Source organism: Corynebacterium sp. NML 150383, from assembly GCF_002285085.1.
GTDB lineage: Bacteria > Actinomycetota > Actinomycetes > Mycobacteriales > Mycobacteriaceae > Corynebacterium > Corynebacterium gottingense.
This window is the reverse complement of the sequence record NZ_NSGK01000009.1, coordinates 65,477-79,745: the sequence shown is the minus strand read 5'-3', so window position 1 is coordinate 79,745 and position 14,269 is coordinate 65,477. Positions and strand designations below refer to the sequence as shown.

The following is a 14,269-nucleotide window of genomic DNA, read 5'->3' as shown; positions in this document are numbered from 1 at the left end:
TCAGCTCACCGTCCTGCAGGTCTCGGGGTCTTCATGCTTATCGACGCACACCGGCAACGCCTCACCCGCCATGCGATAAAGCAGGCCGAGGACGTCGTCGTAAGTGCCGCCGCCAAAGTTCTCCGGCACGGAGCGCTGGCTCTCGGGCAGGTCGGACTGGTTGAACACGTGGCAGTCCTCCGGCGTGGAGTCGGCCGAGACGATGCGCAGCCGGTTCCGGTTGTCCAGGCAGGCCTGCTGGATCGGCGCCCGGTCGTCGCGGGAGCCGTGCTCGATGACGTAGTGTCCGTCGCTCGCCGCGGAGACGAAGTACTGGTCAGTCGCGCGGTGCTGCACGAACATCAGCCCGGCAGCCACGAGCGCGATCGCCAGCACGAGCGCGCCGACTACCCACGGCCAGACGGTTCGTTTGCCTCGAGGATGATCCTCCTCGTCGGCATCTTCGGCACCGTCGGAGCCGCCAGCGCCGCCGGAGCCTCCTGCGCCGCCGCGGTCGCCCGCGCTGCCGGCCATCTTGGTGGCCTCGCGGTGCTGGTTCGGCGGGATGGTCTCGGACTTGCGCATGATCGCCGCGGCGCGGCTCGCGGACGAGTCCGGGTGGGACTGCTCGAAGTCCGGCGCCAGCGCGCCGGCCTGCACGGGCGCGGTCGGCAGCTCGGGCGCGTCCTTGTCGTCGGCCGCGACGACGTCCGCGACAACCACGGTGATGTTGTCCGGGCCGCCGGAGCGCAGCGCTAGCTCGATGAGCCGCTGCGACGCGACCTCCGGGGTGCCCTGCCCGAGGGCCACCGCGATGGTCTCCGGGGTGACCGGGTCGGACAGGCCGTCGGAGCACAGCAGGACGCGGTCGCCCGGCTGGGTGTTGATCATCTCCAGGTGCGGCTCCACCGGGCGCCCGGTGTACGCCTTCAAGATCAGCGACTTCTGCGGGTGGCTCGACACGTCGGCCGGGTTGAGCTTGCCTTCGTTGACCAGCGACTGGACGAATGTATCGTCTTCGGTGATTTGGGTCAGCGTGCCGTCGCGAAGCAAATAGCCCCGGGAGTCGCCCACGTGGATCATGCCGAAGCCGAGGCCGTTGAACATGAGCGCGGTGAGCGTCGTGCCCATGCCCGCCTGCTCCGGGTGGTGCTTCACTGACTCGGCGATCGACGCGTTCGCGTCCTCCGCCGCCGCCCCGAGCAGGGCGAGCATGTCCGCGTCGCCGGGGTCGCGGTCCAGGTGCTCCATGTGCTCGACCATGAGCTGGGAGGCGACCTCGCCCGCTGCGTGGCCACCCATGCCGTCGGCAAGCACGAGCAAGTTGGGGCCCGCGTATGCCGAATCCTCGTTGTTGCCCCTGACCAGGCCGCGGTCGGACGCGGCGACGTAGTTTAAGCGCAAACTCATGGCATCAGCCTCACAATCGTGCGTCCCATCTTTATATCCGTGCCCACAGACACCCTTTCCGGCTGGTCAATGCGTGTGCCGTTGACAAACGTGCCGTTGCGCGAGTCCATGTCCTCGATGAACCACTCGCTGCCGCGGCGGAACAGGCGCGCGTGCGTGGAGGACGCGAAATCGTCGCCGAGCTGGAAGTCGTTGTCACCGGCCCGCCCGATAGTTAAGTCCTCCAGGCTGGCAATTTCCATGTGGGAGCCTTTGAGGGGCCCCTCAACTACCGCAAGCTCTCGTGCCTTCTCGCGGCGGATGGGAGCGGAGCTCTTCGCTTGTCGACGCACCGCCCCCGCAGCCCGCACCACATCCTTCCGCTGCACCCACAGGACGAGCAGGATGAACACCCACAGCAGTGCGAGCAGGCCGAAGCGGGCGCTGAGAATCACAGCGGAATCCATGGGGCTCCTTTACGGGGTTGCGGTGTTAGGGGCGGAAGAACTCGGTGCTCGGGTGGGCGTCCACCTGGGCCTCCGGGACGTCCTGGTGCGCGTCCGCGGCGGCCGCAGCCTGCGCGAGCGGCTCCACGATGCGCACCTCGATGTGCGAGTGGCCCAGCGTAATCACGTCGCCGTCCGCGAGCATCCAGTTTTCCACCGGTTCCTCGTTGACGGTGGTGCCGTTGGTGGACTGCAGGTCCACCAGGACGGCGACCTCGCCGTCCCACGTGATCTCCGCGTGCTGGCGGGATACCCCGGTGTCCGGCAGGCGGAAGTCCGCGTCGTTGGAGCGGCCCAGGATGTTGGAGCCCTCGTGCACGAGGTAGGTGCGCGAAGACCCGTCCTGTAGCAGCAGGCTCACCGTCGGGGTGCCGCCGGTGGCGGCGGCATCTGTCGTCGGCTCATTCATGTGATCCTCCTGATGGTTGTGATCCGTGGGAACCTGGCTGGCTGCGTGGCGGCGCCGCTTCTTTTTCGGCTCCGCCACGATCGCGTCGAAGCCGCTGACCACGTCGGGCTCCTGGTCGATGTAGGACGACACGCGCAGCTGGCCGGTCCGCAGCCCAGACTCCTCGGCGATACGCACGACGGCGGGCCCGTCCAAAAACCAGCCCAGGTTGCGCACGTACCGCATGAGTTGCTCTGCGAGGTCCGCGGGCAGGTCGCGCTGCTGCGACAGGTTCTCCAGGTCCTTCGACGACACGCCCACCGCAAACACGTTGGGGGAGACGTACTCGTCGCGGTCCGTGACCACGACGGAGTCCTGCGCCTCCTGCTTCACCAGCTCTTCAATCTCGGCCGGCACGACCTTGCCGCCAAACAGCGCGGCCATGGAATTGTCCAGGCCACGCTGCATGGATGAGTCCAGCTTGGCCAAACGATCCATGACACCCATACTGCCCGCACCTCCTTCCCAGCGGCTCTCATTTTGTTCTCACTGATGTCCTATAACCAAGCAAGTATAAGTGCGCAGCGCCCGCAGACCTAGTTCAAAACGCGAAAATGCGGTGTGAACTGGCGATTTGGAGGTATGTTGGGGCGTGGTGTTATATTAATCAAGTCGCCCGCCCGGGTGGCGGAATTGGCAGACGCGCTGGCTTCAGGTGCCAGTGTTCGATAAGGACGTGCGGGTTCAAGTCCCGCCCCGGGCACAACCGGAAGGCCCCGCGAGAGCGGGGCCTTTTCGCTTGTCGACGTCTGCGTGGGGGATTCGCCGCGTCCCCGGGATCTGTCTCCTGGATCCGGTCCGAATGGAGCTAGCTCCGTTTAGGGGTTCCGGATTCCCGCGACCTGGGGTTTGTCGGTACGGGGAGGTCTACATGGAGCTAGCTCCGTTTGGGGCAATCGCGTAATGCGGTGGGGGTGCTGGTGCCGCTGAACTCACGATGGCGGAGGGGTACTCCAGGCTGAAAATTGCGGCTCAGATCGAAGTGCCTCTTCCTCGGTATATTGGCCGCATGGCTACAAATGTGTATATAGACGGCTTTAATCTTTACTATCGCGCATTGGCTGGAAAGGCTGATAAGCGCTGGCTAGATCTTCAGAGGCTTTGTGCTGAGTGTCTACCACGTGAATCGATCAACCAAATTCGATATTTCACCGCCCGGGTTTCGGCCCGGTACCCCGGTGACACTGATCCTCAACGCCAAGAGCTCTATCTCAGAGCGCTAAGCTCAATACCAAATCTCACCGTTCATCTGGGAACCTTCCTTACAAACACAAAGACGATGAAGAACGCTTCACCCCCTCCTGATTTCGTGACGGTTTTGAAAACAGAGGAGAAGGGCTCAGATGTGAATCTGGCAAGCTATCTACTTCTCGATGCTTTCCAAGGCAATGCAGATACTTTCGTCGTGGTGAGTAACGACACTGACCTAGTGACGCCACTCAGGATGGTTCGTGAAGACCTTGGTCAGCGCACCGGCGCTCTTTACCCGCATCAAAGTGCCTCGGGAGCGCTCTACCAGGCGAACCCGTCATTTTCCCGTGTGATTAACCCCGGTAGAATTTCAAAATCACAGTTCCCTAACGTTGTCCCTCTGCCTGATGGTAGCCAAGTGGAGAAGCCACAAAATTGGTAGCGGAATCGGCAGGTAAGGCGTGTCGGTTGCTTTCTTAAACTAACTCGTGTAAATATATCTTCTACCGAACCGATTCCCTTCGAGGGTCGGCCTAGAGCCCCGCTTCATGTGGGGCTCTAATTTTTTAACGCTTCTTGCCGCACACACCCCCCAATTCCGGCACCTCCCACGCAGTCACCGCTTGTACCTGCCTGTCGGATACCGCATCCGGCACGTGCTTGAGTATCCAGTTGCGGGCGGTGCCCACACGCTTGCCGCCGAAATGTAGCGCGCGCCCGATGAGCCGCGACTGGCGCGCAATCTGTTGGCTGCGGCGGTGCCGGTGGACGTCGTAGATAGCGAAGTCCGTTACCCCTGCGCGTAGCAGCCGCGCGAGCACCGCGGCGTCTTCGAGACCCTGGCACGCGCCCTGCCCGATGTTTGGCGTCATGGCGTGCGACGCATCCCCAACCAGCACGACCTTGTCGCTGTAGTAGCTCGCGAGCGGTTTCGCCAACTCGTGGATGGGAAGGTACTGAACCGAGTCCTCTGGGGTGGCGCGCAGCAGCGCGGGGATCGGGTCGTGCCACTGCTCGAAGGTCGCGTGCAGCTGGTGGAGCGCTTGGGCTCCGGGCTGGGCTACTGGGCCGGAGGTGACGGCGAACCAGTAGGTGTGGCTGTCGTGAAGCGGGACGGCCCCGAAGCGGGCGTGCGCTCCCCAGGTCTCGAACCCGGCGTCAAGCGGTACCCCTTCGGTGATTGCGCGCCACGTGTTGTAGCCGGCGTAGGTCATGCCGGGATCGTCGAAGCAGCTGGCCCGCACTGCGCTGCGGATCCCGTCCGCGCCCACCACGACGTCGAAGCGCACTTCAGTGCCGTCGGCGAAGGTGACTGTGCCGGATCTGGCGTCGACGCCCACCGCTTCCGCCGAGGTGTGGACGCGGGGGCCCGGGATGCCTGCGAGCAGCAGCGAGTGGAGTGTGGTGCGGTCGAGCGCGAGGGTTAAGCGCGCGTGATTTCCGGGGAGATGCGCGTGAGCCAATCTCCCCGTGGGTTACGGATCCCGCCTTGCAATGGCGCTTGTTGCTGCTGCAGCGCGCGGAAATCTGCGTCTATACCTAAGGCGTCGAGGGCGGCAAGATCGTTCGGCGCGAGCGTGTGCCGGCGCCTCCGCTGCGGATCTGCGCATGCTCTTCGTAAACCTGCACGTCCATGCCCGCCCGGTGCAGCGCCGCCCCCAGCGCGAGACCGGCAATGCCAGCGCCGATGATGCCTATCCTCATGGGCTACGAGCCTAGTGGCCGTGGAGCGGAGTCCGCGGCCGCAGACTATTCACACGCGAATCAGTTTGCATGGATGCTGGTTGCGGATGCTAAGCACAGATTCTCGATACAAAAAGGTGCGCCTTTCGTGAATGCAGGACAATTAGGTCCGCTGTGAGGCTGATTGGGAGACGTAAGCCTGTCACGCCCGACGTGTTCGTCAAATGTGCCGCGGTAGGCTCGGGCGAGGTGATTGAATTGTGCGTTCACGCCGATTTCCAGCCTGTTTATGCTCTTCAATGGCGTTGCATCGATAGCGCATCCAAATACCTGAAGTGGTGGATCTTCGCGACGGAGACCGTGGAACTTAGTTTCAGCGAATACTTTTCTGCTCTGTCTCTGGGCAGGGCCGGGAATCTATAATCAAACGCACACGTTTTGTCTCTCGCCCCTGGAATACGTGGGTTTCTGAATGTGTCATGCGGAGAGTTGTACTTTTAATTACTCTGATCTTTGTCTTGAAAAGCTTGGAATTTCGCTGTGAATCCCTTGTTAGGGTTTGGATGGATCGAGAGGACATATACATGAGTACATCGGGAAATGAGCGCCGGGGCTTCCGTCGGAAGCTGATTGCCGCACTGAGCACTGTGACGCTTGCGGTAGCGGGGGGAGTTGCGCCTCACGCGCACGCCTACGTTGTGAAGGATGATTCCTTCCTCAACGGCAACCCCGACAATAAGAATCAAGAGCTACAGCCGAAGGTGTCGGTCAACGTTACTCCGACCGACAAAGAGGTGGAGCCTGGGGAAACGGTGGAGCTTGAGTTCACCGGTTCCTTCGAGGCTCCTTTCCCACCTAGTGGTAACCAGCTGGGGCCGGGCGAGTCTGACGTCAAAGGGGCGACAATCGCCCTGCAGTTTTCTGACCAGCTTGAAGCGGAACCGCAGATTGACCCGTCGGCGTTTGTTTGGAAGAGCGGCGAGAAGCGGAACGCTGAGGTGAAGCCCGCAGGCGGAGGCTACATCGTAGACTTTGGTTACATCAGCGCGAATGACTCCTTCACTTACAAGGTGCCGGTCAAGGTTTCTGAAGACATTGAGCCAGGCACAGAGTTCTCCCCTGCGACGATTGAGGCTACGGCGCGTATCGCGCCCGAGAACCAATTCCCAGACCGGAATGATGCCCGTTTTATCGCCGACCCGAATGACCGCTGCACACTCATTTCGAAGTCCTCTTACGTGTCTCAGAACGGCAAATATGGTGGGTGGCTGAGTGACCTTTGGCTTGGGACTCGCTCCCCGAATGCGGAGCTCGGCGAGGCTGAGTTGAAATTCATCGTGGATGGCCAAGACGTTACTTCCCAGATTATGAAGCGCGCTCAGCTTCATACTCCGGACTCACCCGAGCACCAAGACATGCCGCAAATTGTTGAGGCGCGTGACGCGGGATTGCCGGGCCGCGACTGGCGTCAGGTGTACGACTGGGGTTTGAAACCAAGCGACGCCGTCGTCCCCAAGGATTGGCCCGGTGAGTTCTTCCTGCCCAGCGGTACTATTGTTGAGGTCACCCAGCCGGTGAAGGATACTTCTCCGCAGTGCGCGGCGGGTGCAGACCCGGTTGTTACTCACGACGTCTATATCGGCCAGGTAGTCACTGACCAGGTGGCTTTGGTCGAAAAAAGCAACACGCTTCGCGTGGTGGAGCCGGATGAAAAGCCGACCCCTCAGCCGGAACCGACAACGTCGACGTCGACGGAAACCACTACGGAGACCACCACCGAAACGACCACTACCACCGAGACTTCGACGACCACCGCAGCGACGACCACGGTGACTCCGACGGAGACTGCCTCCACGGTTACGACGACGCTGACAAAGACCGCCCCGGCGGTCACGAGTACGCCGACTGAAACGGCCCCGGCGGTCACGACTACGCCGACTGAAACGGCCCCGGCGGTCACGACTACGTCGACGGAGACGGAGTCGGAAAAGACCACGACCACCGCGACCTCCACTGAGACTGAAACCGCGACCTCCACTGAGACTGAAACCGCGACCTCCACTGAGACTGAAACCACGACCGCCACTGTCACCGAAACCGAGGGCTGCGACTGCGAGCCGACCACGGTGACGGAGACGACCACGGTGAAGGAGCCGGTGGCACTGGAGCGCGGCACCATTGGTGACCGCGTGTGGCTGGATGAAAATGGTGATGGCAAGGAGGATTCGGGCGAGAAGACTGGTGTCCCTGGCGTCACGGTGGTCGTTACCGATAAGGACGGCAACGAGGTCACTCGTACTGTTTCGGACGAGGACGGCAATTGGAAGGTTGACGTTGATCCGGGTGAGTACACCGTCACTTACAAGCCGGGCAATTACGTCGCTAGCGACGAGCGCCTCATCGAGCGCACCGTGAAGATTGAGCCGGGCGAAGAGAACTTCGACATTGACCTCGGCGTGCTGCCGGGCGGTGCCATCGGCGACCGCGTCTGGAACGACGAGAACGGCGACGGCGTGCAGGACGAGGGCGAGAAGGGCGTGCCGAACGTCATCGTCGAGGTCTCCCGTGAGGGTGAGTCGGCCCGCACTACCTACACGGATGAGCAGGGCGATTGGCGTATCGACGGCCTGACCCCGGGCGTGGACTACGAGGTTCGCTTTATCAAGCCGCAGGGTTGGGAAGTCACCGGCAAGGTGCCGGGTGCGACCGACGAGGAGGGCCTGGTTGCAAAGGCAACCCTGAAGCCCAAGGAGTATAACGACACCTATGACCTGGGCCTGAAGGCAGTGAAGCCGGATTGCGACTGCGAGCCGGAGACTCCGGGCACCATTGGTGACCGCGTGTGGCTGGATGAAAATGGTGATGGCAAGGAGGATCCGGGCGAGAAGACTGGTGTCCCTGGCGTCACGGTGGTCGTTACCGATAAGGACGGCAACGAGGTCACTCGTACTGTTTCGGACGAGGACGGCAATTGGAAGGTTGACGTCACTCCGGGCGAGTACACCGTGGAGTACCTGCCGGGCGATCACACCCCGTCGGATCCGAGCCAGGTGAAGCGCACTGTCACGATCGAGAAGGGCGAGAAGCGTCTCGACGTTGACCTGGGCGTCCTGCCGAAGGGCACTGTTGGTGATCGCGTCTGGAACGACGAGAACGGCGACGGCGTGCAGGACGAGGACGAGAAGGGTCTTTCCGACGTCACCGTGCAGGTCATTCGCGACGGCGAGCCGACCCGCACTACCACGACTGACCAGAACGGAAACTGGTTCATCGAGGGGCTCGACCCGAACAAGGAGTACGAGGTCCGTTTTATCAAGCCGCAGGGTTGGGAAGTCACCGGCAAGGTGCCGGGCGCAACCGACGAGGAGGGCCTGATTTCCAATGTCACCCTGAAGCCGGGCGAGCGCAACAACTCCTACGACCTTGGCCTGCGCAAGACCAAGAAGATCGTGGAGGAGGAGCCGACGGTGCCGGCCACCCCGACTCCGGGCGTGCCGTCCGCGCCCGGCGGTGTGCTTGATCGTTGTGTGGCCAACGCGGTCGCCTCGCCAATTCTCTACCTGGTGCCGGTCGCACTGCTCGCGGCAGTAGGCGGCCAGGTGGGTGCGCCGTACATGGACGCGATCAACCAGCAGGTTGCCAAGATCAACGCCGAGATCCAGGCGCAGTTCAGCCGCAACACCCCGGACTGGGGCACTGGCAACCGTGGCAACGACAATGACCAGTTCGGCGAGCTGCGCGCGCAGATCGACGCTGCAAACCGCCAGCTGCAGCAGCTCGCAGCCGACCCGAACGTTCGACAGGTCGGCACCATCGCCGCCGCGATCCTGGGCGTAGCTGCCCTGGGCGGCGTGCTCTACGACTGGTGCTCGAACGAGAAGGGTGAGGCCTTTACCTCGCTGAAGGGCTCCTCTGCTGGCAAGCAGGACTAAACCGTTCCTCCCCAAACCGGCCCGGTGCGCAATGCACCGGGCCGGTTTTGCGTGAAACCAGTGCTTGCCTGGACCCGACACCTCGCCTAAGCTCACTTAAAGTCATCATGACTATAAGTGACGCGGGAGGTGAGTCCATGTTCGGCTTGCAAAGGCTCAACGTGGCCGAGCGCCAGAGGCTCGGGCCGATGGTGGCGGTGTCCACAGTCGCGTTTGCGCTGCACAACCCAACTGGAACACCCACTGAACTCAACGCAGACAGTGGGCTGTGGATCCCGCTGGTGCGCCGCGTGCGCGACCCGTTTTACGGTGCGTGGGCGCTGCCCGGCGGGCCGACGCAGTGGAACCAGACGTTGGGCGAAACCGCGCGCGAGACGCTCGTTGCGGCCAGTGGTGCCACGCCGAACTACCTGGAGCAGCTCTACGCTTTCGGTTCTGTGGAGCGCTCCGCGGAGGCGCAACGCATGGTCACCATCGCGTACTGGGCGCAGTTTCGACCCCAGGATTTCGCTGGCACCGAGCTTCCCGACGACCCGAACATCGCCTGGTGGAACACGCGCGAGCTGCCGGAGCTGGCCTTCGACCACGCGGAGATCATCCGCGCCGGGATCACGCGCCTGCAAAAGCGCGCAGAACAAACCCTGATCGCCCACCGCTTCCTCGAAGAGTCCTTTACCCTCACGCAGCTGCGCCGGGTGCACGAGGCGATCGGGGGGAAGGGGCTGGATCCGGCGAATTTTCGTCGGCAAGCATTGGCGGGCGGAGAGCTCGAGGCCACCGGCACCACCGAAGCCGGTACCAAGCACCGACCGGCGAAGTACTACAGATTCATTAGCGAGAAAGAGTAAGAACCATGCCTTCAGTTGCCGATTTGATCACGCAAAAGGCGGCCCAGGAAGCCACCTGCGACACGGAGCTGCCCGCCGAGCCGTGGCAGACCGCCCAGAACGCCTCCTACGGGCCGGGCGCCTCGCGCGGCGACACGTTCGCGCCGCTGCCCACACCGCAGGCACCGCTGCCTGCACGGTATACGCAGGCGGGCCCGGAGGAACTCGACGCGATGATCACCGCGGCGAAGGAGAAGCTGGGCGAGCGGGTGAAGATTCTGGGGCACTTCTACCAGCGCGACGAGATCGTGAAGTTTGCGGACTTCATCGGGGACTCTTTCAACCTCGCCCAGCAGGCGAAGGCGCACCCGGAGGCGGAGGCCTTCGTCTTTTGCGGGGTGCACTTCATGGCGGAGACCGCCGACATCCTTTCCGGGGCGGACCAGGCCGTGGTGCTGCCGAACCTGAACGCCGGATGCTCGATGGCGGATATGGCCAACCTCGCGCAGGTCGAGGCGTGCTTCGACCAGCTGCACGAAGCGCTGCCCGGCGAGCAGATCGTGCCGGTGACGTACATGAACTCGGCCGCCGACATCAAGGCCTTCTGCGGCCGCAACGACGGCGTGGTGTGCACCTCCTCGAACGCGGCGACCGTGCTCAAGGAGGCGTTCGAGCGCGCCGAGCGCGTCGTCTTCCTGCCGGATCAGCACCTAGGCCGCAACACGGCGCGCGCGATGGGCATTACGGACGAACAGATGTGCATGTGGAACCCCAACGAGCCGCTCGGCGGCAACACCGCGCAGCAGCTCGCGCAGGCGAAGGTGATTCTGTGGAACGGCATCTGCTCCGTCCACCGCCGCTTCACAGTGGAGCAGATCGAAAAGGCGCGCGCGGAGTACCCGGGCGTGCACGTCGTGGTGCACCCGGAGTGCCCTGCGCCGGTTGTCGACGCCGCCGATTCCTCCGGTTCCACCGAAGTCATCCGCCGCGTGGTGGAGAACTCCGCACCCGGCGATGTGATCGCCATCGGCACCGAGATCAACATGGTCAACCGCCTCGCACAACAGTACCCGGATCGCACGATCTTCTGCCTGGACCCGGTAGTGTGCCCGTGCTCGACGATGTACCGCATCCACCCGGCGTATCTGGCGTGGACGCTCGAGTCGCTGCTCGAGGGCCGGGTGGAAAACCAGATCGTGGTGCCGGAAGCCACCGCGTCTGACGCACGCGTGGCGCTCGAGCGGATGCTGGCGGCGAAGCCATGCTGACTCCGGAACTCATCAACGCCGCTGTCTGCGCCGCGCTCGCAGAGGACATGCCGTGGGGTGATGCGACCGTTGAGGCCGCGATTGCTCCCGACGCCCGCCTGCGCACCGCGCTGGTGGCCCGCGAAGAGGGCGTCTTCGCCGGGGGAGAGGTGGTCCGCGCGGCGTTCGCGGCCGCGGATCCCCAGATCACGGTCACCGAGCTTTCGCCCGAGGGCACGCATTTCGACGCCGGCCAGCGCCTCGCGCTCATCGAGGGCCCGGCCCGCGGCATCTTGAGCGCGGAGCGCGTCGCACTGAACTTCGCGCAGCGGATGTCGGGCATCGCCACGCTGACAGCCCGCTACGTCGCCGCGGTCGAAGGCACCGGCACCCGCATCGTGGATACGCGTAAGACCACCCCTGGCCTGCGCGCCTTTGAGAAGCACGCGGTGCGCGCCGGCGGCGGCCACAACCACCGGTTTAGCCTCTCGGATGCGGTGATGATCAAGGACAATCACCTCGCCGCGCTCGGCGCCACGGGTCCGCGCGGGATCACGGAGGCGCTGCGCACGATCCGCGCTCGCGTCAGCCACACCACGCACATTGAGGTGGAGGTCGATTCGCTTGCGCAGATCGAGCCGGTGCTCGCCGCGGGCGTGGACAGCATCATGTTGGATAATTTCTCGCCCGCCGAGTTGCGCGAGGCAGTCTCGTTTATTGACGCCCACGTGCCCACCGAAGCCAGCGGCAACGTCAACCTCGACACCGTCGCCGAGCTCGCCGCCTGTGGGGTGGACGTGATCTCGGTGGGCAAGCTCACCCACAGCGCCCGCGCGCTCGACCTGGGCCTCGACAGCGTCGATGAGGTCGATGAGGTCGATGAGGTCGATGAGGTCGCAGACGAGTGAGCGCCTACCTCGACGCCGCCGCCACCGCCCCGCTTCTGCCCGAGGCCCGCGCCGCGATGCTGCAGGTCTATGATGCGGCCTGCGCGAACCCCTCGAGCGTACATTCCGCGGGCGAGCGCGCCGCGAACGTCCTCGAGTCGGCCCGCGCCACGATCGCCGAGGCCTTCGGCGTGCACCCGGCGGGCGTGGTGTTCACCTCCGGCGGCACCGAAGCCAACACCCTCGGCATCATCGGTCGCGCCCTGGCCGCCCCGCGCGGCCGCCACATCATCACCTCAGCCATCGAGCACTCCTCGGTCCTGCAAAGCTGCGCCGCACTCGAGCGGATCCACGGCTTTGCGGTGGACTACGTGCCCGTCGACAAGCATGGCCGGATCGCACAGACCGACCTGGACCGGCTTTTGCGCCCGGATACCACGCTCGTCGCGCTTGGCCTGGCCAACAGCGAGGTCGGCACGGTCGCCAATGTGCCCGAAGTCCCCGCGCAGGTGGCGCTGCACCTCGACGCCGTGCAAGCCGCCGCGAACTTGCCGGTCGATCTCTCCGCGGGCGGCTGGCCCGGTCCGCGTGCGACCACGGTGGCGCTGGCCTCGCACAAGTTCGGTGGCCCGGCCGGTGTCGGCGCGCTGCTTCTGCCGCGCGACGTGCCGCTCGAACCCGTCATCTACGGCGGCGGACAGGAGGGTGGGCGCCGCGCCGGCACGCAGAACGTGGCGGGGATCGCCGGGTTCGCCGCGGCGGTACAAGCGCAGCAGGCGCGCGCCGGGCAGCGCGCGCTGGAGGTGATGGCGTCGCGGGATGCGTTGATCGTGGGCGTCGAAAAGCATGTGCCCGGCGCACGCCTGACCGGGCACCGCACCGAGCGGCTGCCCAACCACGCCTCATTCGTCGTCGAAGGCATCAGCGGCGAGGCACTGCTCATCGCGCTCGACGTCGCGGGGTTTGCGGCAAGCTCCGGCTCGGCCTGCCGGGCGGGCAGCGCGGAACCCTCGCCGGTGCTCACCGCGCTCGGCTACTCGCCTGAGCTCGCCCAGTCCGCGCTGCGCTTCAGCCTGCCCGCGCCACTTCCGTCAGACACGATCGACGCGATCGTGCGGGTAATGTCGGAGCAATGACTCTCTACCCGCGACCTTTGCAAGCGGGCGACACCATCCGCGTGGTCGCCCCGTCCCGTTCGCTCGCGTACGTGGAGCAGGGCGAGGCCGGGCGCTACGTGAAGCAGTTGGCGAACGCGCGGCTTGCGGACCTTGGCATTAGCGTCTCGTTTGGCGAGAATGTGCGCGAGTCCGACATGTTCTGGTCCTCTTCGGCGGAATCGCGCGCCGCGGACCTGCACGACGCGTTCGCGGACCCCGAGGTGGCGGGCATCATGAGCGTGATCGGCGGGTTTACCAGTAATGAGGTCCTGCCGCACCTGGATTTCGACCTCATCGCGGCGAACCCGAAGTTCATGTGCGGCAACTCGGACATCTCCGCGATCGCCAACGCGGTCTACGCGCGCACCGGCGTGGCCACCTACATCGGCCCGCACTGGTCCACGCTGGGCATGCGCGACCACTCCGAGGTCACGCGCGCCGGGTTCGAGCACGCCGCGTTCGGCCTTGACCCGATCGAGTGGCAGCCGGGCACCTGGTTCACCGACGACGACTGGTTTATCAACCAGGACAATCGCACCCGCGAACCCGATGACGGCTGGTGGCCGATCCAGTCGGGTACGGCGCACGGCGTGGCGCTCGGCGCGAATCTGGGCACGTTGGGCCTGCTCTCGGGCACGGAGTTCATGCCGTCGCTCGAGCGCGCGATCCTCTTCGCCGAGGTGACGGGCAAGTACAGCGTGATGGATTTCCGTCGCGAGCTCGTCTCGCTGCTCCAGATGCCGGATGGCGAGGGCATCGAGGGCGTGGTCATCGGCCGCTTCCAAACCGCCAGCCGCGTCACGCGCGCGATGCTCGAGGAAACGATCGCGTCGATCCCGGAGCTCGAAGGCAAACCCGTGGTGGCCAACGCGAGCTTCGGCCACACGAACCCGCTGCTCACGTTCCCCGTGGGTGGGGAGGCGCAGGTGCGAGTGCTTCACGACGCCTCCATCCGCTTCCCCCGCCTTGAAACCTAAACGGACGGTCATTACAGTTTCGGCGCGTGACACATTCCGCCTCCGC

Annotated in this window: 12 protein-coding genes and 1 tRNA gene; 8 read left to right on the top strand and 5 right to left on the bottom strand. The window is 64.4% G+C overall.

All coding sequences use genetic code 11. The annotated features are described in order from the left end of the window. From CKJ85_RS09495 to CKJ85_RS09485, 3 genes are read right to left on the bottom strand one after another with little or no spacing between them, the layout of a single operon-like run. Complete coding sequence (locus CKJ85_RS09495) at positions 1-1,389, bottom strand: PP2C family serine/threonine-protein phosphatase (RefSeq protein WP_095554168.1); 1,389 nt, start codon at positions 1,387-1,389, stop codon at positions 1-3. Then, positions 1,386-1,835 carry an FHA domain-containing protein gene (locus tag CKJ85_RS09490; RefSeq protein ID WP_095275311.1) on the bottom strand — a complete coding sequence of 150 codons (450 nt, stop codon included), beginning with the start codon at positions 1,833-1,835 and terminating at the stop codon, positions 1,386-1,388. The genes CKJ85_RS09495 and CKJ85_RS09490 overlap by 4 nt, the downstream gene beginning before the upstream one ends. A gap of 25 nt (positions 1,836-1,860) precedes the next feature. Further along, a complete protein-coding gene (locus tag CKJ85_RS09485; protein ID WP_095535829.1) occupies positions 1,861-2,769 on the bottom strand; it encodes a DUF3662 and FHA domain-containing protein in 909 nt (302 codons plus the stop codon). 171 nt (positions 2,770-2,940) lie between these two features. Between CKJ85_RS09485 and CKJ85_RS09480 the strand changes: the two genes are divergently transcribed. Beyond that, a tRNA-Leu gene (locus tag CKJ85_RS09480) sits at positions 2,941-3,025 on the top strand. A 306-nt stretch (positions 3,026-3,331) separates the two neighbouring features. Then, entirely contained in the window at positions 3,332-3,955 is a 624-nt protein-coding gene (locus tag CKJ85_RS09475) for an NYN domain-containing protein (protein ID WP_158221636.1), read from the top strand. A gap of 124 nt (positions 3,956-4,079) precedes the next feature. On the opposite strand, the gene CKJ85_RS09470 is transcribed toward CKJ85_RS09475, so the two are convergent. Both CKJ85_RS09470 and CKJ85_RS09465 read right to left on the bottom strand, forming a co-directional pair. Then, positions 4,080-4,976 (bottom strand): FAD-dependent monooxygenase, encoded by an 897-nt coding sequence (locus tag CKJ85_RS09470; protein ID WP_095554166.1) that lies wholly within the window; start codon positions 4,974-4,976, stop codon positions 4,080-4,082. A gap of 76 nt (positions 4,977-5,052) precedes the next feature. Then, positions 5,053-5,217: an NAD(P)-binding protein gene (locus tag CKJ85_RS09465; protein WP_095545542.1), complete on the bottom strand. Its 165-nt coding sequence runs from the start codon at positions 5,215-5,217 to the stop codon at positions 5,053-5,055. A gap of 563 nt (positions 5,218-5,780) precedes the next feature. On the opposite strand from CKJ85_RS09465, the gene CKJ85_RS09455 reads away from it, so the two are divergent. From CKJ85_RS09455 to CKJ85_RS09430, 6 genes are all read left to right on the top strand, one after another. Continuing rightward, positions 5,781-9,128 (top strand): SdrD B-like domain-containing protein, encoded by a 3,348-nt coding sequence (locus CKJ85_RS09455; protein ID WP_143340194.1) that lies wholly within the window; start codon positions 5,781-5,783, stop codon positions 9,126-9,128. 107 nt (positions 9,129-9,235) lie between these two features. Then, positions 9,236-9,976, top strand: coding sequence for an NUDIX hydrolase (locus CKJ85_RS09450; protein WP_233127029.1), 741 nt, complete (start codon positions 9,236-9,238; stop codon positions 9,974-9,976). 5 nt (positions 9,977-9,981) lie between these two features. Next, positions 9,982-11,223, top strand: coding sequence for a quinolinate synthase NadA (gene nadA / locus CKJ85_RS09445; RefSeq protein ID WP_095554162.1), 1,242 nt, complete (start codon positions 9,982-9,984; stop codon positions 11,221-11,223). Further along, entirely contained in the window at positions 11,217-12,110 is an 894-nt protein-coding gene (gene nadC, locus CKJ85_RS09440) for a carboxylating nicotinate-nucleotide diphosphorylase (RefSeq protein WP_095554161.1), read from the top strand. The genes nadA and nadC overlap by 7 nt, the downstream gene beginning before the upstream one ends. Continuing rightward, entirely contained in the window at positions 12,107-13,225 is a 1,119-nt protein-coding gene (locus CKJ85_RS09435) for a cysteine desulfurase family protein (RefSeq protein WP_095554160.1), read from the top strand. Before nadC ends, CKJ85_RS09435 begins: the two co-directional genes overlap by 4 nt. Then, positions 13,222-14,223, top strand: a complete 1,002-nt coding sequence (locus CKJ85_RS09430; protein ID WP_095554159.1) for a S66 peptidase family protein — start codon at positions 13,222-13,224, stop codon at positions 14,221-14,223. The genes CKJ85_RS09435 and CKJ85_RS09430 overlap by 4 nt, the downstream gene beginning before the upstream one ends. Positions 14,224-14,269: the final 46 nt, after the last annotated feature.